The sequence below is a fragment of the Cryobacterium sp. M96 genome (genome assembly GCF_002929845.1).
In the GTDB taxonomy this organism is placed as follows: Bacteria; Actinomycetota; Actinomycetes; order Actinomycetales; family Microbacteriaceae; genus Cryobacterium; species Cryobacterium sandaracinum.
On sequence record NZ_PJJS01000030.1, the window covers coordinates 25,665 to 47,394 of the forward strand.

General features: G+C 67.5%; 17 protein-coding genes. 5 read left to right on the plus strand and 12 right to left on the minus strand.

Annotated features, from left to right (window positions below):
* The first annotated feature begins 33 nt into the window (after positions 1-33).
* Entirely contained in the window at positions 34-1,350 is a 1,317-nt protein-coding gene (locus CXY79_RS02215; RefSeq protein WP_104099548.1) for a LysM peptidoglycan-binding domain-containing protein, read from the plus strand.
* An 89-nt stretch (positions 1,351-1,439) separates the two neighbouring features.
* A complete protein-coding gene (gene pknB / locus CXY79_RS02220; protein WP_104099532.1) occupies positions 1,440-3,389 on the plus strand; it encodes a Stk1 family PASTA domain-containing Ser/Thr kinase in 1,950 nt (649 codons plus the stop codon).
* Positions 3,390-3,456: 67 nt separating this feature from the next.
* On the opposite strand, the gene CXY79_RS02225 is transcribed toward pknB, so the two are convergent.
* The 3 genes from CXY79_RS02225 to CXY79_RS02235 all read right to left on the minus strand — a co-directional run bounded on the left by CXY79_RS02225 (position 3,457) and on the right by CXY79_RS02235 (position 6,586).
* Positions 3,457-4,827 (minus strand): class II 3-deoxy-7-phosphoheptulonate synthase, encoded by a 1,371-nt coding sequence (locus CXY79_RS02225; protein WP_369827920.1) that lies wholly within the window; start codon positions 4,825-4,827, stop codon positions 3,457-3,459.
* 94 nt (positions 4,828-4,921) lie between these two features.
* Positions 4,922-5,611, minus strand: a complete 690-nt coding sequence (locus CXY79_RS02230; RefSeq protein WP_104099533.1) for a 1-acyl-sn-glycerol-3-phosphate acyltransferase — start codon at positions 5,609-5,611, stop codon at positions 4,922-4,924.
* A gap of 27 nt (positions 5,612-5,638) precedes the next feature.
* Positions 5,639-6,586, minus strand: a complete 948-nt coding sequence (locus tag CXY79_RS02235) for an ROK family glucokinase (protein ID WP_104099534.1) — start codon at positions 6,584-6,586, stop codon at positions 5,639-5,641.
* A 175-nt stretch (positions 6,587-6,761) separates the two neighbouring features.
* Here CXY79_RS02235 and CXY79_RS02240 point away from each other — a divergent pair, with 175 nt between their 5' ends.
* Complete coding sequence (locus tag CXY79_RS02240; protein ID WP_104099535.1) at positions 6,762-8,594, plus strand: long-chain fatty acid--CoA ligase; 1,833 nt, start codon at positions 6,762-6,764, stop codon at positions 8,592-8,594.
* Positions 8,595-8,847: 253 nt separating this feature from the next.
* On the opposite strand, the gene def is transcribed toward CXY79_RS02240, so the two are convergent.
* From def to CXY79_RS02255, 3 genes are read right to left on the minus strand one after another with little or no spacing between them, the layout of a single operon-like run.
* Positions 8,848-9,339, minus strand: coding sequence for a peptide deformylase (gene def, locus CXY79_RS02245; RefSeq protein WP_104099536.1), 492 nt, complete (start codon positions 9,337-9,339; stop codon positions 8,848-8,850).
* A 48-nt stretch (positions 9,340-9,387) separates the two neighbouring features.
* Complete coding sequence (locus CXY79_RS02250; protein WP_233191152.1) at positions 9,388-10,641, minus strand: AAA family ATPase; 1,254 nt, start codon at positions 10,639-10,641, stop codon at positions 9,388-9,390.
* 36 nt (positions 10,642-10,677) lie between these two features.
* Positions 10,678-14,082 (minus strand): pyruvate carboxylase, encoded by a 3,405-nt coding sequence (locus tag CXY79_RS02255; RefSeq protein WP_104099537.1) that lies wholly within the window; start codon positions 14,080-14,082, stop codon positions 10,678-10,680.
* 77 nt (positions 14,083-14,159) lie between these two features.
* Between CXY79_RS02255 and CXY79_RS02260 the strand changes: the two genes are divergently transcribed.
* Positions 14,160-14,966, plus strand: a complete 807-nt coding sequence (locus tag CXY79_RS02260) for a ParA family protein (RefSeq protein WP_104099538.1) — start codon at positions 14,160-14,162, stop codon at positions 14,964-14,966.
* Positions 14,967-15,066: 100 nt separating this feature from the next.
* Here CXY79_RS02260 and CXY79_RS02265 read toward each other — a convergent pair whose 3' ends face one another.
* From CXY79_RS02265 to CXY79_RS02285, 5 genes are all read right to left on the minus strand, one after another.
* A complete protein-coding gene (locus CXY79_RS02265) occupies positions 15,067-15,618 on the minus strand; it encodes a MerR family transcriptional regulator (RefSeq protein WP_104099539.1) in 552 nt (183 codons plus the stop codon).
* A 115-nt stretch (positions 15,619-15,733) separates the two neighbouring features.
* Positions 15,734-16,432: a MerR family transcriptional regulator gene (locus tag CXY79_RS02270; RefSeq protein WP_104099540.1), complete on the minus strand. Its 699-nt coding sequence runs from the start codon at positions 16,430-16,432 to the stop codon at positions 15,734-15,736.
* Positions 16,432-16,845: an FHA domain-containing protein gene (locus CXY79_RS02275; RefSeq protein ID WP_104099541.1), complete on the minus strand. Its 414-nt coding sequence runs from the start codon at positions 16,843-16,845 to the stop codon at positions 16,432-16,434. Before CXY79_RS02275 ends, CXY79_RS02270 begins: the two co-directional genes overlap by 1 nt.
* A gap of 49 nt (positions 16,846-16,894) precedes the next feature.
* Positions 16,895-17,548 (minus strand): CDP-alcohol phosphatidyltransferase family protein, encoded by a 654-nt coding sequence (locus CXY79_RS02280; protein ID WP_255409007.1) that lies wholly within the window; start codon positions 17,546-17,548, stop codon positions 16,895-16,897.
* Positions 17,549-17,595: 47 nt separating this feature from the next.
* Complete coding sequence (locus tag CXY79_RS02285) at positions 17,596-18,459, minus strand: Ku protein (RefSeq protein WP_104099543.1); 864 nt, start codon at positions 18,457-18,459, stop codon at positions 17,596-17,598.
* Positions 18,460-18,527: 68 nt separating this feature from the next.
* Here CXY79_RS02285 and CXY79_RS02290 point away from each other — a divergent pair, with 68 nt between their 5' ends.
* Positions 18,528-21,026 carry an ATP-dependent DNA ligase gene (locus CXY79_RS02290; RefSeq protein WP_104099544.1) on the plus strand — a complete coding sequence of 833 codons (2,499 nt, stop codon included), beginning with the start codon at positions 18,528-18,530 and terminating at the stop codon, positions 21,024-21,026.
* 13 nt (positions 21,027-21,039) lie between these two features.
* On the opposite strand, the gene CXY79_RS02295 is transcribed toward CXY79_RS02290, so the two are convergent.
* Positions 21,040-21,486 carry an NUDIX hydrolase gene (locus CXY79_RS02295; RefSeq protein WP_104099545.1) on the minus strand — a complete coding sequence of 149 codons (447 nt, stop codon included), beginning with the start codon at positions 21,484-21,486 and terminating at the stop codon, positions 21,040-21,042.
* Positions 21,487-21,730 lie beyond the last annotated feature (244 nt).

The window sequence follows — 21,730 nt, forward strand, 5'->3', positions numbered from 1 at the left end:
GCACCGCTGTCGCACGCAATCGACGGGAGCGGAATGTCGGCACCAGCCAGCAGGAACAGTCCAGCCAGCAGCACCAGCGACGCGAATTCTTCGACGCCCGGTGCGGGCCACCACCGGCACGCCACCGAACGACGGGGTCTGGGCATCCTGGTCACCGTCCCGCTCGTGGTGATCAGCACGATCGCGATCAGCCTGAACCTGGCGTCGCCGGCGGATGCCGCCACCATCGCGAAGAAGCCGCTCAAGAGCAAGAGCATCCTGCCGACCGCGGTGCCCGCCGGCGCAGGTCGGCAGAGTATCGCCGCCGTCGCGGCGCCGACCCAGTACCAGGTCGTCGAAGGCGACACCGTGAGCAGCGTGGCCGGACGATTCGGTCTCTCCACCGCATCCGTGCTCGCCCTCAACGGCCTTGGCTGGTCCGCGGTGATCTTCCCGGGCCAGATGCTGACCCTGGCCGGTCTGGCGCAGCCGTCCGCTCCGGCTCCGGCGCCCGTCGCCGCCGAGATCTCGCGGTACCTGATCCAGAGCGGGGACACGCTTTCCGGCGTTGCCGTCGCGCACGGGCTCTCCCTCGAGGCCCTGCTCCGCGTGAACGGGCTCGACGCGGGCAGCATCATCTTCCCCGGGCAGGCCGTCGTGCTGCCGCCGGGCGACGGTGCCGCGCTGGTCTCGGCCGCGCCGGCCGCAGCCTTCGCCCCGCTGAATGCTTCCGGCACGCACACGATCGCCGCCGGCGAGACCATCGGAGCCCTCGCGGCCGCGGCGGGCGTCTCGGTGCAATCCGTTCTCGACGCCAACGGCCTCGGCTGGTCCAGCATCATCTACCCCGGCCAGGTCCTGTCGATCCCGTCCGGCTCCGTTCCCGCGGCGCCGGCGATGGAATCGGCGATCCTCATCGAGGAGGCCGCCCCTGCGCCGTCTGCAGCGCCCGGCGAGGTCACGCCGCTCAGCGAGGACATGCGCCGGTACGCCGAAATCATTATCGCGAGCGGTCGCCGCGCGGGTGCCGGCGACTCCGCAATCGTGATCGCCCTGGCCGCCGCGGCCCAGGAATCCGGGCTGCGCAACGTGCAGTACGGCGACCGCGACTCCCTCGGCCTCTTCCAGCAACGCCCCAGTTTCGGCTGGGGAACCCCCGAGCAGGTGCTCGACCCGGAGCGGGCCAGCCTCGCCTTCTTCGGCGGCCCCGTGAACCCCAACCCCGGCATCACGCGCGGACTGCTCGACATCCCCGGCTGGGAGTCGATGACCGTGACCGAGGCCGCGCAGACCGTGCAGATCTCGGCTCACCCGAACCACTACGCGAAGTGGGAAACATCGGCCCGGGCCTGGCTGGCCGATCTCGGCTGACCTGCAGCTCGCATCCGCTCAGGCTTGAAAACCCTGACTTGCGAGTGTTCCGGCACAGGGAACGGCTTCGCAATCCCTAGACTCGACTAGTGAGCGATACCTCTGCCGATCCCATGGTCGGTCGTCTGATAGACGGCCGCTATCAGGTGCGCTCACGGATCGCCCGCGGTGGCATGGCCACCGTGTACCTCGCGACCGACCTGCGCCTCGAACGCCGGGTCGCCATCAAGATCATGCACGGGCACCTCGCCGACGACAACACGTTCAAGGCCCGGTTCGTGCAGGAGGCCCGCTCGGCCGCCCGGCTCGCGCACCCGAACGTGGTCAACGTCTACGACCAGGGCCAGGATGCCGATATGGCCTATCTGGTCATGGAATACCTGCCCGGCATCACTCTGCGCGACCTGCTCAAGGACTACGGCCGGCTCACCAGTGAGCAGACGATGGACATCCTCGAGGCGGTGCTCTCGGGCCTCGCCGCCGCGCACAAAGCAGGAATCGTGCATCGCGATCTCAAGCCGGAGAACGTTCTCCTGGCCGACGACGGCCGCATCAAGATCGGCGACTTCGGACTCGCCCGGGCCGTCAACAACAACACGGCCACCGGGCAGGCCCTGCTCGGCACGATCGCCTACCTCTCCCCCGAACTCGTCACGCGGGGCATCGCGGATGCCCGCAGCGACATCTACGCGCTCGGCATCATGACCTACGAGATGCTTACCGGCGAGCAGCCCTATGTCGGCGAAGCGCCCATGCAGATCGCCTACCAGCACGCGAACGACAACGTGCCCATGCCTAGCGCGCGGATACCCGCGATTCCGCACGAGCTCGACGAACTGGTGCTCTGGGCCACCGCCCGCGACCCGGAGCAGCGCCCCCGGGACGCACGTGTCATGCTCGATCAACTGCTCGACCTCGACAAGCTCGTGCGCCCGACCTCCCCGGCGACCGGACAATCCGCGACCATGGTGCTGCCCGGCGGCGTGACCGCAGCGGTGGCCGACGCGGACACCCAGATCCTCGGCGGTGCCCCGCTCGCCCCGGCGGTGGCCGGCGTGGCCACGGCGGCTTCTGCCTCGGCACCCGCCACCACCATTCTCCTGGCCGACAAGGCCCGCACACGCAAGTTCCGCGGCTTCTGGCTCTTCGCGCTGGTGCTCATGCTGGCAGCCCTTGCCGGCGGAACCGGCTGGTTCTTCGGCAACGGCCCCGGCTCAGAGGTCCCGATTCCCGCCCTCGTCTCGGTGTCCCCCGACGACGCGACCGCCCAGCTCACCGGGCTCGGGCTGGAGGCGGCGCTCGGCACCGAGTTCAGCGGCACCATCCCCGCCGGCCTCGTCTCCAGCACCAACCCGGATTCGGGCACCCGCGTGGCGAAGGGCAGCACGGTGACGCTGCGTGTATCCCAGGGCCCGCAGCCGATCGTTCTGCCCGTGCTGGCGGGATTGACGGCCGATGCTGCGACCTCCGCCGTCACGGAGCTGAAGGCAGGCATCGGGGCGACCGATTCCCTCTTCGACGACACCGTGGAATCGGGCCTGGTCATCTCCGCGAGCCGCGAATCCGACGCCGGGGACGTCTCCCAGGGTGGGGACTACTTCGTGGGCATGAAAGTCAATCTGGTTCTCTCACTCGGCCCCGTACCGGACGTGTCCGGCGAATCCGTCAAGGACGCCACCGCGATCCTGGCGGAGAAGGGGCTGCTCGTCACCCCCGGCGACGAGATCTACAGTGAGTCGATCGCCGAGGGAGACGTCGTGAGCGCGGCCCCCGTGAACGAAGGTCCCGTGCGCACCGGCGACACGTATGCACTCACTACTTCCCTCGGCCCGGCACCCGTCACGGTGCCCAACATCGTCGGCCTCCCGTGGAACGAGGGCAAGCAGGTGCTCACCGACCTGGGATTCAAGCTGAGCTACAATCTCGGCGCGGATGCCATCGCACCGCTCCTGAGCGTCGCATCGACGAATCCCGAAGCCGGCACCGCCGCGCCCAAGAACAGCACCATCACCCTCAAGCCGACGAACCCGTTCGGCTAGACAGCCGTCCCGGCCGGGCCGGCCGTACCCGGCGGTTCCCATGCCGGAGCGGGCACCCGGGGCCGGGTTAGCGAGCGGCAAGCTCCTCGGCAACCAGGAAGGCGAGCTCGAGCGACTGCATGTGATTCAGGCGCGGGTCGCAGAGCGACTCATAGCGGGTCGCCAGCGCGGCCTCGTCGATGTGCTCGGAACCACCCAGGCACTCCGTGACGTCGTCGCCGGTAAGTTCGACGTGAACGCCGCCCGGGTGTGTGCCGACGCTGCGGTGCGCCTCGAAGAAGCCGCGCACCTCGTCGACGACGTCGTCGAAACGACGGGTCTTGTACCCGGTGGGCGTGGTCACACCGTTGCCGTGCATCGGGTCGGTGACCCAGAGCGGCTTGGCCTCACTGGCCTTGATCGCCTCCAGCAGCGGCGGCAGGGCGCTGCGCACCTTGCCCGCACCCATCCGGGTGATGAACGTGAGACGACCGGGTTCGCGGTTCGGGTCGAGCTTGTCGACCAGGCGCAGCATGTCGTCGGTTGACGTGCTCGGGCCGAGCTTGACCCCGATCGGGTTGCGCACCCGGGAGAGGAAGTCGACGTGCGCACCGTCAAGGTCACGGGTGCGCTCCCCGATCCAGATGAAGTGCGCGGAGGTGTTGTACGGCGTGCCCGTGCGGGAATCGATCCGGGTCATCGGACGCTCGTAGTCCATCAGCAGACCCTCGTGGCTGGTGTAGAACTCCGTCCGACGCATGGCTTCAAAGTCGGCGCCGCACGCGATCATGAACTTGATCGCGCGGTCGATCTCCTTGGCCACCTTCTCGTAGCGCTGGTTGGCCGGGTTGGCGGCGAAGCCCTGGTTCCAGCTGTGCACCTGGCGCAGGTCGGCGAAACCGCCCTGCGTGAAGGCACGGATCAGGTTGAGGGTGGAGGCGGCGGTGTGGTAGCCCTTGACCAGGCGGGCCGGGTCGGCCTCGCGCGATTCGGGTGTGAAATCGTAACCGTTGACGATATCGCCGCGGTAAGCCGGCAGGGTGACGCCACCCCGGGTCTCGAAATCGCTGGAGCGTGGCTTGGCGAACTGGCCGGCCATCCGGCCCATCTTGATCACGGGCATCGACGCGCCGTACGTCAACACGACGGCCATCTGCAGCACGGTCTTGACCCGGTTGCGGATCTGCTCCGCGGTGGCGCCGCTGAACGTCTCGGCGCAGTCCCCGCCCTGCAGCAGGAAGGCATGGCCGCCGGCGGCCTCGGCGAGCCGGTTCCGTAGGATGTCGACCTCGCCGGCGAAGACGAGCGGCGGCTGCGTGGAGAGTTCGGCAGATGCCGCGGCAACCGCATCCGCGTCGGGCCAGGTCGGCTGCTGCTTGATCGGGAGGGTGCGCCAATAGTCCAGGCCGGCAACCACAGATCGATCTGCGAGCACGACTGGTTCGGTGGGGTCTACCACGGGACTATTCCTTTTTTGTCTGGTCCGGCAAGAAAAATATTGCGGGCCGGGCTATCGGGTCGGGGTCTGTCGGCCCCTGGGCAACCGTCTGATTCTATCGGGTCAGGCTGGCCCGCTTTTCTTTCACGCTGGTCGCGTAGACGTCCACATACTCCTGCCGGCTGAGGGCTTGCAGCTCGTACATCAGCTCGTCGGTCACGGACCGGAGCACGAACCGGTCGCCCTCCATGCCGTCGAAGCGGCTGAAGTCGAGGGGTTCGCCGATCACGATGCCGATCCGGCGCACCTTCGGGATGCGGGTGCCCGTCGGCATGGCCTTCTCAGTGTCGATCATGGCCACAGGGATGACCGGGACCTCGGCCTCGAGCACCATCCGCGCCACGCCGGTGCGGCCCCGGTACATCTTCGCGTCGGGACTGCGGGTGCCCTCAGGGTAGATGCCGAGCACGCCGCCGGCACCCAGGACGCGCAGGCCGGTGTTGAGGGAATCCTCGGATGCCTTGCCACCCGACCGGTCGATCGGCAGCTGGCCGGTGGCCTTGAAGAACTGGCGTGTCGCCCAGCCCTTGAGCCCCTTGCCCGTGAAGTACTCACTCTTTGCGAGGAAGACGACGCGACGCGGAACGACCAGCGGCAGGAACACCGAGTCGATGAACGACAGGTGATTGCTCGCGAGGATCACACCGCCCTCTTTGGGGATGTTCTCGAGCCCGACCACCCAGGGCCGGAAGATAGCCAGCAGCAGAGGGCCGATGACAATGTTTTTCATGAGCCAGTAGAACATCGTTGCTCCCTCGGTAACCCGGAAAGCCTACTGCGCGAAAACGTGTTTCCGCGCCAGGTCGGCCGCACCGACGACACCGGCGTCGTTGACGAGCTGCGCGATGGCGAATTCGGCCTCCGGGTGGAAGCCCCTGGCCGGCAGATTTTCGAGGTACGCGGCGCGGATGGGCTCGAGCAGCAGTTCACCGGCAGCGGCGACGCCCCCGCCGAAGACGAAGATCTGCGGGTCAAGTACGGCCGCCAGGCTTGCGCAGGCCTGCCCGAGCGAGCCGCCCAACTGCCTCAGGGCGGCCAAGGCGCCGTTGTCACCGTCCTGGATCAGCCGGCCGACCTCTTTGCCGGTCAGCTTGCCCTTGCGCTCACGGGCGGCCGCGAGGCCGAGGCCGATTCCGCCGGCATCCGCCAGCTCGGTGGCAATTCGAAGCAGGGCGCGACCCGAACCGTACTGTTCGATGCAGCCGTGGGCGCCGCAGCCGCAGAGGCGACCGCCGGGCACCACGCGCAGATGCCCGAGCTCGGCGGCACAGCCGAAGCCACCGCGGAAGAGACGGTTGTCGGCGACGATAGCTCCGCCCACTCCGGTGCCGATGGTGAGGGTGACCATGTCGGTGTAGCCCCGGCCGGCGCCGAAGGTGAATTCCGCCCAGCCCGCGGCGTTCGCGTCGTTCTCGATCAGGATGGGCAGGTCGAGCCGCGCCTCGAGAGTGGCCCGAAGTGGCTCGTGGCGCCAGTTGACGTTGGGCCCGTAGTAAACGGTGGACTGGGCGGCGTCGATGAAGCCGGCCGCGGCGATCCCGGCGGCGACGACCTCCTCGCCCTCCGAGAGCTCCGTGATCATGTCGACGACGGCGTCTTCGATCCCGCGAGGATCGCTCGCGGTGGTCGGGCGTCGATCCGAGCGGATGATCGTTCCGGATTCGTCGACCAGGGCCGCGGCGATTTTGGTGCCGCCGATGTCGATACCAATGGCGTGCACAGAGGACTTCTTTCGTCGATGGATAAAGTGGGGCACTCTGCGGGGCGAGACAACGAAGCCGGTGCGTCCCCCTAGAGTGTAGTGAACCAAGACACGGCCAGGCGAAACGGCTGCTTCCACGAAGTGACGTGGATAGAGTGAAGCAAATCGCCCGCCCGGTACCAGAGGAGCTACCGTGAAACAGTACGATCTGCCCGCCATCGTTCCCGCAGACCCACAAGCCAATGTCACCGATCTCCTGGTCGAACGCCTCAAGGCGACGCCCGACTCCGTGTTGTTCTCACTGCCGAGAAACGGAGCTTGGTCCCCCGTCACCACCACGGAGTTTCATGCCCAGGTCGTCGCGCTGGCCAAGGGGCTCGTCACGGCAGGAATCCAGCCCGGAGACAAAATCGGCTTGATGTGCAAGACCCGGTATGAGTGGACGCTGATCGACTTCGCCACCTGGTTCGCCGGTGCCGTGCTGGTCCCCGTTTACGAGACCAGCTCCCCCATCCAGATCCAGTGGATCCTGGGTGACTCCGACGCCGCGGCGGTGATCGTCGAGACCGCCGAGCACTTTTCCCGCTTCGACGAGGTGCACCCCGAGCTCGGCAGCGTGCAGAAGGTCTGGCAGATCGACCTCGGTGACCTCGACAAGCTCGCGGCCTCCGGGGTCGACGTGCCGGATGCCGAAATCGAGCGGCGTCGCTCGCTGGCCGTGGGTTCGGACATCGCCACCCTGATCTACACCTCGGGTTCCACCGGCCGTCCCAAGGGCTGCGTGCTTACCCACTCCAACTTCGTCGAGACGTCGCGCAACTCGGCGGTGGCGCTGAAAGAGGTGCTCACCGACGCGAACGGCGCTTCCACGCTGCTGTTCATCACCACCGCGCACGTTTTCGCCCGATTCATCTCGGTTCTCTGCGTGCACGCCGGTGTGCGCGTCGGTCACCAGCCCGATACCCGGAAGCTGCTCGAATCGCTCGGCACCTTCAAACCCACTTTCCTGCTCGCAGTGCCGCGGGTGTTCGAGAAGGTCTACAACTCCGCCGAGCAGAAGGCGCTGGCCGCCGGCCGAGGCAAGATCTTCGAGACGGCCGCCCAGGTTGCCGTCGACCACTCGATGCTGGTCGATCAGGGCAAGAGCGTTCCGCTGATGCTCAAGCTCAAGTTCACGCTCTTCGACCGTCTGGTCTACAGCAAGCTGCGCGCGGCCATGGGTGGCAACGTGAAGTACGCCGTCTCCGGTTCGGCTCCACTCGGCATGCACCTGGGTCACTTCTACCACAGCCTCGGCATCAAGATCCTGGAGGGCTACGGCCTTACCGAGACAACCGCGCCGACCACCGTGGGTCTGGCCACCAAGTTCAAGATCGGTACCGTAGGCCCACCGCTTCCCGGCGTCTCGGTGCGCGTCCTGGACGACGGCGAAATCGAGGTCAAAGGCGTCAACGTCTTCACGGAGTACTGGAAGAATCCCGTGGCCACCGCGGCCACCTTCCACGACGGATGGCTCCGCACCGGTGACATCGGCGCCATGGACAGCGACGGCTTCCTCACCATCACCGGGCGCAAGAAGGAGATCATCGTCACGGCCGGCGGCAAGAACGTCGCCCCGGCGGCGCTGGAAGACCCGATCCGGTCCAACCCGCTGATCGGCCAGGTGGTCGTCGTCGGCGATCGCAAGCCGTTCATCGCCGCCCTGGTCACGCTCGACCCCGACATGCTCGCGGTCTGGTTGAACAACAACGGCGAGGACGCGGGAATGACGCTGGCCGAGGCATCCGTCAACGCGAAGGTTCTCGCCGAGGTGCAGCGCGCCATCGACCACGCCAACGACCACGTATCGCGGGCGGAGTCGATCCGCAAGTTCACGGTGCTGACGACCGAGCTGACCGAAGCCGCCGGGTACCTGACCCCGAAGCTGAGCATCAAACGGGACATCATCCTGCGGGACTACGCCGATCAGATCGAGGCGATGTACCTGGGCGCCCCGGTGACCGGGACGAACCCGGTCAGCAGCTAGCACTCCCCGCGACGACCAAAACAGGTCCCGTCGTCACAGTGGCGACGGGACCTGTTTCGCGTCGTCCGGCCGCCTGGGTCGGAACCAGTAGATAAGGGAGCCCCAGCGCCGTGCCCAGCGTCGAACCAATTCGACGGAGATTCTGCCGTAGAACTGCCGTTTCTGCACGTTGGGGGACGTTTCCGGCAAAATCTCCGTCGAATTCGTGGGGGGGGCGGAGGCCCTTTAGGGCCTCGGACCCGAACGACTGGGGTCAGAACCAGCTCGACGCGCGGACCTCTTTCATGGCGGCCCGCCGGTTCTCCTTGTCGAGGCGGTCCAGGTAGAGCAAACCGTCGAGGTGGTCGGTCTCGTGCTGCAGGGCCTGGGCCATGATCCCGGACCCGGAGAGTTCGACCGCCGTGCCGTCGAGGTCGATGCCGGTCACCCGGGCGAACGGGTACCGTTTCGTGGGATACCAGAGGCCCGGCACCGACAGGCAGCCCTCGTCGACGAGCTCGGGCTCCCCCGAGACCTCCACGAGGACCGGGTTGAGGATGTACCCGATCTCGCCATCGACGTTAAAACTGAATGCGCGCAGATTCACGCCGATCTGGGAGGCCGCGACGCCGGCCCGGCCGGGCAGTCGCACACTGTCGACCAAGTCCTCGATCAGGCTCCGCACCCGGGCGTCGATCGTGCCGATCGGGTCGGAGACGGTTTTGAGGACGGGGTCTCCGAAGAGACGGATCTGGCGCTCGGGCAAGGGTGACTCCAAGTCATGGATGCGGGGGTACAGGGGTACCGGATCGGTTTAGACGCCGCGATCGGCCGGAAGACCCTCCACGACGACGGCCGCGAGGGTGCGGGCCGCGAGCCGGGTGATGGGCTTCAGATCGTCGAAGGAGATGATGCTGCCCGCGGCGAGCTGCGGGTCCCAGGGGATGCGCACGATCTCCCGCACCCGAGAGCGGAAATGCGATTCGATCTCTTCCAGCTTCACCAGATTCGTGCCCTGTGTCGCCGTGTTGAGCGCGACGACCGCGTTGCGAACCAGGTCGCCGTAGCCGTTGGCTTCCAACCAGGTCAACGTTTCGGACGCCAGCCGGGCCTCATCGATGCTGCCCCCGGAGACGATGACGATCGAATCGGCCCGCTGCAGCGTGGCACGCATGACGGAGTGCACGATTCCGGTGCCGCAGTCCGTGAGCATGATCGAGTAGTACCGCGCCGCCAGGTCGGCGACGACGTTGTAGTCGTTCTCGTCGAAGGCCTCGGAGAGGAGCGGGTCGGTGTCGGATGCGAGGATGTCGAGTCGGGTCGCGTCGCGGGAGACCAGCGACGAGAAATCGGTATAGCCGCCGATGGACGCGGCCTTCGTGACCACGTCGCGCACGGTGGACCGGGTCTGTTTCGTGACCCGCTCGGAGAGGGTGCCCCGGTCGGGGTTCGCGTCGACGGCGATGATGCGGTCTTCGCGGGCATCGGCCAGGGCCATGCCGATCAGTGCGGTGACGGTCGTCTTGCCGACCCCGCCCTTGCGGGTGAGGATCGGCACGAAGCGGGTGCCGCCCTCGAAATCCTTGCGGATGCGCGCGTCGAGTTGTTTGGAGGCGCGCACCGTGGCCGAGTCGCCGAGGTTCACCAGATGCAGGGTCGCCGAGTAGACGAAACTGTTCCAGGCTCCGCGGGGCGGCGGTTTGGTGCGACGGTTGACGGCCAGCAGCCGGTCGGGCGTGAGCATGGCGGCGGACTCGGGGGCCGATCCGCCGGCCGGGCGCAGACTCTCCCGGCGGGTGTGCGGAACGGCGTCGCTCACGGCCGGACCGGAGAGGGCGCGGACCGCCCCCGCGACGGCTGCGGACAACCGATCGGCGCGCGCCACGGCCGGGGTGCTGATCTCGACCGTGTGCGTAGCCGGGCGTTTCAGGTTCTCCGGCAGGGCCGCCGCCAGGTTCACGATCGTGTGCGGCGGTAGTTCGCTATGGTACTCGTCTCCCGGCTCGGCGAGAGGCTCGATGGAGGCGTCCGGACCGGACGCCTCGGCGCCTGTGCGCTTATCTGACAAAAAGATCAGTCCCTTCGTCGATAGATCGCACCAAGCCTAGCGTGGACGCACCACCACCAGCAGATCGCCCGCGTCGACCTGCTGGGTTCGCGGCACGGCCACCCGTTCGATGTTTCCCGCAATGGGTGAGGTGATCGCGGCCTCCATTTTCATGGCCTCGATCGAGGCGACGGCCTGCCCGGCCTCGACGGTGTCGCCCTCCTCGACCTGGAGGGTGACCACCCCGGAGAACGGCGCGGCGATCTGGCCCGGCCGGTTGGCATCCGCTTTTTCGGCGACCTTGATGCTGACCGTGATGTTGCGGTCCCGCACGAACACGGGTCGGAGCTGTCCGTTCAGCGTGGTCATGACGGTGCGCATGCCCTTGTCATCGGCCTCGCCGATGGCCTCAAGCCCGACGTAGAGGCGCACGCCCTTGTCGATCTCGACCGCGTGCTCAATGCCCTGCTGTAGACCGTTGAGGTAGTCCACCGTGTCGAGCACGGACAGGTCACCGAAGAGTTCCCGGATCTGCTCGAATTGCCGCGTGGGCGCCGGGAAGAGCAGCTGGTTCAGCATCATTCGGCAGGTGAGGCCGTCGCTGCCCAAGGCCGCGCGTTCCTCCTGCGTGAGCTCGGTGATTCCGACGCGGACGTTGCGCCCGGCGAGAACCTTGCTGCGGAAGGGCTCGGGCCAGCCGCCGGGCAGGTCGCCCAGCTCCCCCGCCATGAAGCCGATCACGGAGTCGGGCACGTCGTAATTGCCCGGGTTCTCAGCGAAGTCGGCCGGGTCGGCACGCACGGCGGCGAGGTAGAGGGCGAGGTCGCCGACCACCTTGGAGGACGGCGTCACCTTCGGTACCCGGCCGAGGATGTCGTTGGCCGCGGCGTACATGTCCTCGATCAGTTCGAAGTCGTCGGCGAGGCCGAGCGCGACCGCTTGCGTACGCAGGTTGGACAGCTGGCCACCGGGGATCTCGTGCTTGTAGACGCGGCCGGTGGGCGCGCGCAGACCGGATTCGAAGGGATGGTAGACCCGGCGTACATCTTCCCAGTACGGCTCGAGGTCGCAGACGGCCTGTAAGGATATGCCGGTGTCGCGTTCGGTGTGGACGAGCGCGGCGACGAGGGACGACGCCGACGGCTGGCTGGTGGTGCCGGCCATCGGGGCGCTGGCCACGTCGACCGCGTCGGCGCCGGCGCGGCTGGCCGCGAGCAGCGTGGCGAGCTGGCCGCCCGGAGTATCGTGCGTGTGCACGTGCACCGGGAGGTCGAAGCGCGACCGCAGGGCGGTGACGAGCTTCTCGGCCGCGGCGGGGCGCAGCAGGCCGGCCATGTCCTTGATCGCGAGGATGTGCGCGCCGGACTCCACGATCTGCTCCGCGAGCCGGAGGTAGTAGTCCAGGGTGTAAAGCTTCTCGGCCGGGTCGAGCAAATCGCCCGTGTAGCAGAGCGCGACCTCGGCGATGGAGGAGCCCGTCGCCAGCACGGCGTCGATGGCCGGGCGCATCTGCGAGACGTCGTTGAGGGCGTCGAAGATGCGGAAGATGTCGACGCCTGTTTTGGCGGCCTCGCGCACGAACGCATCGGTCACCTCGGTCGGGTACGGAGTGTAGCCGACCGTGTTGCGGCCGCGAAGCAGCATCTGCACGTTGATGTTCGGCAGGGCCTCTCGCAGCGACGCCAGTCGTTCCCAGGGGTCTTCGCCGAGGAAGCGCAGCGCCACGTCATAGGTGGCGCCGCCCCAGGCCTCGATCGACAGCAACTCCGGGGTCATCCGGGCCACATACGGGGCCACGGCGACGAGGTCGCGGGTGCGCACCCGGGTTGCCAACAGTGATTGGTGGGCGTCGCGGAAAGTGGTGTCCGTCACGGCCAGGGCGGTCTGGGCACGCAGGTCCGCGGCGAAGCCGGCCGGGCCGAGCAGCTGGAGCCGTTGGCGGGAGCCGGCCGGAGCCGGTTCGGACAGATCGAGCTTCGGCAGCTTCTCGGCCGGGTTCAGCAGGGTCAGCGGCACCCCGTTGGGCTTGTTGACGGTCACGTCGGCGAGCCAATTCAAGATCTTCGTGCCGCGGTCCTTGGAGGCGCGGCCGCGCAGCAGCTCCGGGCGCTCATCGATGAAGGAGGTGCTCAGGTTGCCGGACGCGAAGTCCGGGTCGTCGAGCACGGCCTGCAGGAACGAGATGTTCGTGGACACGCCACGGATACGGAACTCGGCCAGGGCGCGCTTGGATCGGGTCACGGCGGACGGGAAGTCCCGGCCCCGGCAGGTGAGCTTGGCGAGCATCGAGTCGAAGTGCGGGCTGATCTGGGCACCGGGGTTGATTGTGCCGCCGTCGAGCCGGATGCCGGCGCCGCCGGGCGAGCGGTAGGTGGTGATCTTGCCCGTGTCCGGGCGGAATCCCATGGTCGGGTCCTCGGTGGTGATGCGGCACTGCAGGGCCGCCCCGCGCAACACGATCTTGTCCTGCGTGAGTTCGAGCTCACGGAGCGTCTGGCCCGCGGCGATGCGGATCTGGGACTGCACGAGGTCGACATCCGTCACCTCTTCGGTCACGGTGTGCTCGACCTGGATGCGCGGATTCATTTCGATGAACACGTGCTGGCCGGCGCGTTCGCCGACCGTGTCGAGCAGGAACTCGACCGTGCCCGCGTTCACGTAGCCGATCGAGCGGGCGAAGGCGACCGCATCGGCGTACAGACGCTGGCGGATCTCGTCAGAGAGGTTCGGCGCCGGAGCGATCTCGATGACTTTCTGATGGCGGCGCTGCACGGAGCAGTCGCGTTCGAACAGGTGCACGGTCTCGCCGGACGCATCGGCCAGGATCTGGACCTCGATGTGACGCGGCCGCAGTACGGCCTGCTCGAGGAACATGGTCGCGTCGCCGAACGCGCTGTTGGCCTCGCGCATGGCTTCCTCAAGGGAGCCGCGGAGATCGCTCAGCTGAGCCACCCGGCGCATGCCGCGGCCGCCGCCGCCGGCGACGGCCTTGGCGAAGATCGGGAACCCGATATCGTCGGCCGCGGCGATCAGCTCGTCGACGTCGCGTGAGGGCGCGCTGGACCCCAGCACCGGAACGCCCGCCGCGATGGCATGCTCCTTCGCGGTGACCTTGTTGCCGGCCATCTCGAGCACGTGCTCGCCCGGGCCGATGAAGGTGATGCCGGCCTGGCGGGCCGCGAGGGCCAGCTCGGGGTTCTCCGAAAGGAAGCCGTAACCGGGGTAGATGGCGTCGGCTCCGCTCTCCCTGGCCACCCGGATGATCTCGCTCACCGTGAGATAGGCGCGCACCGGGTGTCCCGGTTCGCCGATCTGGTACGCCTCGTCGGCCTTCAGGCGGTGCAGCGAATTGCGGTCCTCGAAAGGGAACACCGCCACGGTTTTGGCACCCAGCTCATAAGCCGCCCGAAAAGCCCGGATCGCGATTTCCCCGCGGTTGGCAACAAGAATTTTCGTAAACATGCAGACCTTTCAAGCGTGACGTCGCGCTCAGCTGACGGTTAGGTTCTCCAAGACTAGTGAAGGTAACGTATCTACTTGTGCACGTACTAAGCGTTAGCTCCCTCAAGGGAGGAGTAGGCAAGACCACGGTAACCCTGGGTCTGGCGTCCGCTGCCTTCGCGCGCGGCGTGCGAACCCTGGTGGTGGACATTGATCCGCAGTCGGATGTGTCAACCGGAATGGACATCGAGGTCACCGGCCACCTCAACATCGCCGATGTGCTCGCCTCTCCCAAGGAGAAGATCGTTCGCGCCGCCATCGTTCCCAGCGGCTGGACGCGCGGCCGCCCCGGCACTATCGACGTGATGATCGGCAGCCCGTCGGCCATTAATTTCGACGGGCCGCACCCGAGCATCCGCGACATCTGGAAGCTCGAAGAGGCACTCTCCACGGTCGAAAAGGACTACGACCTGGTTCTGATCGACTGTGCTCCGTCGCTGAACGCCCTTACCCGCACCGCGTGGGCGGCCAGCGACCGCGTTGCCGTGGTCACCGAACCCGGCCTGTTCTCCGTGGCCGCGGCCGACCGGGCGCTGCGCGCGATCGAAGAGATCCGCCGCGGACTCAGCCCTCGTCTGCAGCCGCTCGGTATCATCGTCAACCGTGCCCGCGTGGCGTCTCTCGAGCACCAGTTCCGGATCAAGGAACTCCGCGACATGTTCGGCCCGCTCGTACTCAGCCCGCAACTGCCGGAACGCACCTCGCTTCAGCAGGCGCAGGGCGCAGCGAAGCCGCTGCACACCTGGCCCGGCGACAGCGCCCAGGAAATGGCGCGCTACTTCGATCAGTTGCTCGAACGCGTGCTGCGCACGGCCCGCATCGGCGAGTACGCGGAACAGCACTAGCCAGGGAGCGTCAGCCGGACAACGTTGACCGGATAGGTTGACCGGATAGTGTCAGCCGCACAGCGTCAGCCGATCGTGTCGACTGCGTGTGAACGCTCCGCTAAGAGACCTTGCGGCTGCCCCGGCGAAGGGACAGCTCGTCCGACGGGTCGATCGGAAGGGTCTCCAGTTCGACCAGGCTCGTTTCGACCTCGCGTAGCACCTTGCCCACGGCGATGCCGAACACGCCCTGACCGCGGCTGACGAGGTCGATGACCTCATCGTCGGAGGTGCACAGGTAGACGCTGGCGCCGTCGCTCATCAAGGTGGTCTGGGCGAGGTCGCTGACCCCCGACTCGCGCAGTTGGTTCACCGCGGTGCGGATCTGCTGCAGGGAGATGCCGGTGTCGAGGAGCCGCTTGACCAGTTTGAGAACCAGGATGTCCCGGAAGCCGTAGAGACGCTGGGAACCCGAGCCGGCAGCACCGCGCACGGTGGGCTGGACCAGGTCGGTGCGGGCCCAGTAGTCGAGCTGACGGTAGCTGATTCCGGCGGCCCGGGCCGCCACGGCGCCACGGTAGCCGAGGTTGTCGTCGAGCTCGGGCATTCCGTCGGTGAAGAGAAGGCCGAGTCCGTAGCGCGAGGCATCGTCACGCTGATTCAGCTCGCTCATACGATGGCCTCTCGGAGGTAGGTCTGCGATACGGATGATCGCTGCATCTACGCTACCGAGGCGGACCGTCCTGATCAACGACATCCGGTCGAGTAAATTGGCGTGTCGGGCTCGACTACTTGGTCAGGCGCCCCAGGGCAGAACGGATCAGACTGCCGCGGATCACTTCGAGCTGGCCGGCGATCTCGACCGCCATTTCGGCGGCCTTAGCCCGGCTCGATGCGTCTTTACGGCGGGAGAGCGGCACGAGGGCACTCTCGATCAGGCCGAGCTCGCGTTCGGCCGCGCCACGGAATCCGCGCAGGTGGCGGGGCTCGATTCCGCTGCGCTGCAGTTCGACCAGGGCCCGCAGCACGCTGAGCGCGTCGTCGCCGTAGAAGTCGGCTGGCAGGATGATCGATGCGGAAACGGCGTCGTGCAGCAGCATCGCGGAGGCCCCTGCTTCGCGCAGCAGTTCGTCGCGGTCCAGCCGGCGGGCGATCGACAGCATCGACGGTCCCGGCGTCACCCCGCCGGGCAGGGTCGGCGAGAGGCCCGCGTCAAGGTCGGCCAGGTAGCCCCGGATGACCTTGAGGGGGAGGTAGTGATCGCGCTGCATGGAGAGGACCAGGCGCAGCCGGTCCAGGTCACCGGCGCAGAATTTGCGGTAGCCAGACTCCGTGCGCGCCGGCGCGACCAGTCTCTGTTCCTCCAGAAACCGAAGTTTGGACGGGGTCAGTTCCGGAAATTCCGGCGTGAGCCGGGCAAGCACCTGTCCGATGCTGAGCAGTGACGTCGCGCCCGGCGCTCTGGCCTGGGCTGCGGACGCGGGCACTACTCGCTCGCCTGAAGCTTGAGGTCGTGCCGCGAGGCGTAGAACGTCAGCCGGAACTTACCGACCTGGACTTCGGCGCCGTCGTGCAACAGCGCGGTGTCGATGCGGACCCCGTCGAAATACGTGCCGTTGAGGGACACCAGGTCTTTCACCTCGAACTTGGATTCGTGGCGCAGGAACTCCGCGTGCCGACGAGATACCGTGACGTCGTCGAGGAAGATGTCCGCATTGGGGTGACGGCCCACAGTGGTCACGTCCGCATCCAACAGGAAACGAGCGCCGGCGTTCGGGCCGCGCCGGACAACGAGCAGCGCCGAGCCGGAGGGCAGAGCCGCGATGGCTTCCTGTTCTTCGGCCGTGACGTCACCGTCGAGTGATGCCAGCTGGGCCGCGAATTCCTGCCCGAACGTCATCGTCGTGTCGGTATTGGAATAGTTATCGGGCGCGGCCTTGCGCTGGGGTTCATTCGTCTTTTTGGAATCGTTCACCGTACACCTCCTGGTCCTCCAGCGTATCGGATGGAACGGGCTGAATTGCCCGCGGAATGCGAATCACCCGGACGGTCTCGACGGCGTAGATTATGCCTGCCCACCAGTAAAGAAACGCTCCCCAGATGCCAAAGGCCCAGCCCACCGGGAGCGACCACCAGGACACCGTGGGGAAGGCCTCTCCCAGCATGATCATCGGCAGGGCGTAGAAGAGGCAGAAGGTCGCGACCTTGCCGAGCTGGTGAACGGGCAGAGGCCCGAATCCGTAATTCGCGAGGATGACGCCGAGTCCGAGCAGGAACACGTCCCGCCCCACGATGACCAGGACGATCCACCAGGGCATTAGGTCGCGCCAGGCCAGTCCGAGGAGGGCGGCGAAGATGTACAGCCGGTCGGCGGCCGGGTCGAGCAGCTGGCCGAGCCGCGTGATCTGGCCGAACCTCCGGGCCAGGTAGCCGTCGAGGAAATCGGTGAGGCTGGCGACCATCAGCACCAGGAGCGCCCAGGCATCCTCTCCCCGCACCAACACGACCAGAAAGACCGGCACCAGCGCAAGGCGCAGCATGCTGAGCAGATTGGGCAGGGTGATCACCTTTGAGCTGACGCCGGTTCCCTCTGCCCCTGTCACAATCATCGAGTCTACCGACGCGGCGGCCGAACCGGAATGCGGCCTCGTCAGTTTCCCGACACCCGTTTATGCCCCTTGTCGGCGCGTTTCTCGGATTTATCCGACGCGCCCGGCTTCGCCTGGCCGCGGCTGCGCTCCACGCTGCGGCGGAGGGCCTCCATCAGGTCGAGCACCTCTCCCCCGCCTTCCTCGCCTTCCCGGGGTTCGCGGCCGAAGGTGAGCTCGGTGTCGAGGGCTTCGCCCGCGGCGAGCTTCGCCTCGAGCAGTTCGCGGAGCTGGTCCTGGTAGTCGTCCCGAAAATCCTGCGGCGAGAACTCGGCGGCGAAGGAGTCGACCAGTGCGGCCGAAAGCTCGAGCTCCTGGGCGGAGATGCGCACCGACTCCTGGAGCATCGGGAATTCAACGGCCCGCACCTCGTCGCCCCACAGCAGCGACTGCAGCAGCAGCACGTCCCCGCGCACCCGGAGGGCACCGAGTCGGGTCTTCTGCCGCAGCGCGAACCGCACGATCGCGGTGCGGTCGGTGGCGTCGAGCGCACGCCGCAGTAGAACGTAGGCCTTGGGTGAGCCGGAGGGTTCGAGAAAATAGCTGCGCTCGAACATGATCGGGTCGAGCTGGTCGCTCGGCACGAACTCGACGACCTCGATCTCGCGGCTTCTCCCGGCCGGCAGCGTGCGCAGATCCTCGTCGGTGATGACAACCGTCTTGTCGCCGCTGTCCCAGGCCTTGTCGATGTGCGCATAGTCGACGACCCGTCCGCAGCGCTCGCACCGGCGCTGGTAACGGATGCGCCCGCCATCGGCGTCGTGCACCTGGTGCAGGGCGACGTCGTGGTCTTCGGTGGCGCTGTAGACCTTGACGGGCACACCGACCAGCCCGAAGGTGATCGCGCCCTTCCAGATCGATCTCATCACTTCAGTACACACCCGGTGCGCCGAGAGGGCTAGGCACGCTGTGGCCGCGAGAGCATGCTGGAGCTATGAACGAGCGGCCGCCCTCCCCTGACTCCCGCCAGGTCGTCACCGTCGGCGGACACCGGATCACACTCACGCATCTCGACAAGGTGCTCTACTCGGAGTCGGGGACCACGAAGGCCGACGTTCTCGGCTACTACGCGTTCATCGCCGACGTGATGATCCCGCACACCGCGAACCGCCCGGCGACCCGGAAGAGGTGGGTACACGGTGTGGGCACCCGGGACGCACCCGGACACGTGTTCTTCCAGAAGAACCTGGACCAGGCGACGCCGAGCTGGGTGAAACGCCGGCCGATCCAGCATTCGAACCACGTGAGCGAGTACCCGCTGGTCAACGACCTCGCGACGCTGACCTGGCTCGCCCAGATCTCGGCGCTGGAGATCCACGTTCCACAGTGGCAGTTCGGCCGGGGTGGACGCCCGCGCAACCCGGACCGACTGGTGATCGACCTGGACCCCGGCGACGGGGTCACCCTCGACGAGTGCGCGGAGGTCGCCCGTCTGGCCCGGGCCATCCTGCGGGACATGGGCCTGGACCCGCTGCCGGTCACCAGCGGGTCGAAGGGCATCCACCTCTACGCACCGCTGGACCTCACGCACACCTCGGACCAGGTCTCCCAGGTCGCACACGAGCTGGCCCGCGCGCTCGAAGCCGACCATCCGGACCTCATCGTCAGCGATATGAAGAAGGCTCATCGACCGGGGCGGGTGTTCGTGGACTGGAGCCAGAACAGCGCCCACAAGACGACCATCACCCCGTATTCGTTGCGCGGAACGCTGCATCCGATGGTGGCCATGCCGCGCACCTGGCGGGAACTGGCCTCCCCCGGGCTCGCACAGATCGACTACAAGCAGGCGATGCACCGGGTGCAGCGTAGCGGGGACCCGCTGGCCGCGCTGCTCGAGGCACATTCCGGCCGGGGCACCACGGATGCCGGTGGTGCCGGTGACGAGACCGGTAAAGGCGCCGGGGCGGGAGCCGGTGCGCTGGCCGTCTACCTCGGCAAACGAGACGCTTCCCGCACCTCGGAGCCGATGCCGACCGGTGCGCCGGACGCATCCGGGGGTCGGTCATTCGTCATTCAAGAGCACCACGCCCGCAACCTGCACTACGACTTTCGGCTCGAGCACGACGGGGTGCTGACGTCGTGGGTGTTGCCGCGCGGGGTGCCGACCGATCCGGCGAAGAATCGGCTCGCCGTGCGCACCGAGGACCATCCGCTCGAATACGCCACGTTCGAGGGTGATATCCCGGCCGGCGAATACGGGGCCGGCACCATGAGCATCTGGGACCACGGCAGCTACGAGCTGGAGAAGTGGCGGGATGACGAGGTTATCGCCGTGCTGCACGGCGAACCGGGCGGCAGGCTCGGTGGCACGCGGCGCTTTGCCCTGATCCGCACGAAGGGCACGGACGTGGCCGACCGGAACTGGCTGATCCACCTGATGAAGACACGGCCGGCCCGGCGGGCCGGGGACGTGGGCACCGAGGCGGGCGCGACGGCCAAAACGGGCGGCCGGTCCGCACGCCGCACACAATACGGGCCCATGCTTGCCACGCCCGGTTCCATCGCCGACCTGTCCGAAGACGACGAGTGGACCTACGAAATGAAGTGGGACGGCATCCGCGCGCTCGCCTATCTCGGAGCCGCCGGCCTAGGCCCGGACGTGCGCTTGTTCACCCGGAACGGCAGCGACATCACGCACGCGTATCCCGAGCTGGTGCGCGCGTTGCCGGGAGCGGTTTCGGCCGACTTTGCGGTGCTCGACGGGGAGATCGTCGCGATGGACGCGGGCGGGCGGCCGAACTTCGGGCTGCTGCAGACGCGGCTGGGCCTGACCGGTCGCCGACAGATCGAAGCGGCCGAGGCATCCACCCCGGTGCGGTTTCTGGCTTTCGACGTGCTCGAACGTGACGGGGAGCCGCTGCTCGACCTGACGTACACGGCCCGGCGCCGCGTGCTCGAGGAGATTGTCACCGGGTCCGGTGCGGTGCAGGTGCCGCCGGTCTTCACGGGCGACTCCACCCAGGCCGTGGCGACCAGCAGCGAGCTCGGCTTCGAGGGGATCGTCGCCAAGACCCGGGACGGGCGCTACGAGGCCGGTCGGCGGTCCCGATCGTGGATCAAGATCAAGCACCATCGCACCCAGGAGGCGGTGATCGGCGGGTGGCGACCGGGCAACGGGCGCCGAGCCGACACCGTGGGCTCCCTCCTCCTGGGGATTCCGAACGGAGACACGCTGACCTATATCGGCCGGGTCGGCACCGGGTTCCGGGACGCAGACCTCGAGGACCTGCGGGCGCGACTGGATGCCATCGCTGCGGTGGACAACCCCTTCACCGGCATCCCGCCCGCCGGCGCCCGCGATGCGCGGTGGGTGCGCCCGGTGTTGGTGGGCGAGGTGGAATTCTCCGAATGGACCAGCACGGGGCGAGCGCGCCACCCGGTCTGGCGCGGTTGGCGGCCGGACAAGTCACCGGGCGAGGTGGTGCGGGTTTAATGGCGGTGCGGGTTCAGAGGCGGGCGAGTAGGGCCGGCCAGCTGGTGGCGAAGCCCGGATGCAGCGGCAGCGCGTCGACCTCGTGGCGCGGTACCCAGCGCAACGCGATGCTCTCCTGGTCGCTGATCACGGGTTCGAAGCGCTTCGTGGCGCGCACCACGACCGTCGTGTACGACCAGAAACCGAGGTCGAGCACGGAGCTGAACTGCACGGAGACCAGCTCCGGGGGCACGCCGGCCTCTTCGCGGGCCTCCCGCAGAGCCGCTTCGAGCGCACTCTCGTGTTCGTGGCGCGCCCCGCCGGGCAGCCCCCAGGTGTCACCCTGGTGGCTCCAAAGCGCGCGGTGCTGCAGCAGCACCCCCAGCTCCTCGTGGTGCACGAGCAGGCCGGCCGCCCCGAAAAGACCCCAAAACTTGCGGCCGTCGGGCCCGTACACCCACCCGTCACCGTTTGTGCTCATGGCTCAAGCATGCGCCACGGTCCCGTGAATACGCACCGTGTTGAGTTGCATTCGACTCGCGGCGCAGGCTTTGGATGGTGGCGCACGGTAGGACGTGTGCCGGCTTTCGAAGGGTGCGCCACGACGAGCGAGCCGCGCCGGGTGGGTACCTGGGCGGGCTAGCTGTTGTTCCCACTGACGTTGTGAGCACGGTTGATGGGTGATTTGCCGCCGATGCCGGTATGGGGTCTGTGGTGATTGTAGC

Coding starts and splice junctions, on each gene's coding strand:
- CXY79_RS02215 (WP_104099548.1), top strand. CDS start 34: ATGTCGGCACCAGCCAGCAGGAACAGTCCAGCCAGCAGCACCAGCGAC.
- CXY79_RS02230 (WP_104099533.1), bottom strand. CDS start 5,611: ATGTTCTACTGGCTCATGAAAAACATTGTCATCGGCCCTCTGCTGCTG.
- CXY79_RS02255 (WP_104099537.1), bottom strand. CDS start 14,082: ATGTTTACGAAAATTCTTGTTGCCAACCGCGGGGAAATCGCGATCCGG.
- CXY79_RS02265 (WP_104099539.1), bottom strand. CDS start 15,618: ATGAGCGAGCTGAATCAGCGTGACGATGCCTCGCGCTACGGACTCGGC.
- CXY79_RS02275 (WP_104099541.1), bottom strand. CDS start 16,845: ATGACGTTCGGGCAGGAATTCGCGGCCCAGCTGGCATCACTCGACGGT.
- CXY79_RS02285 (WP_104099543.1), bottom strand. CDS start 18,459: ATGAGATCGATCTGGAAGGGCGCGATCACCTTCGGGCTGGTCGGTGTG.
- CXY79_RS02290 (WP_104099544.1), top strand. CDS start 18,528: ATGAACGAGCGGCCGCCCTCCCCTGACTCCCGCCAGGTCGTCACCGTC.
- CXY79_RS02295 (WP_104099545.1), bottom strand. CDS start 21,486: ATGAGCACAAACGGTGACGGGTGGGTGTACGGGCCCGACGGCCGCAAG.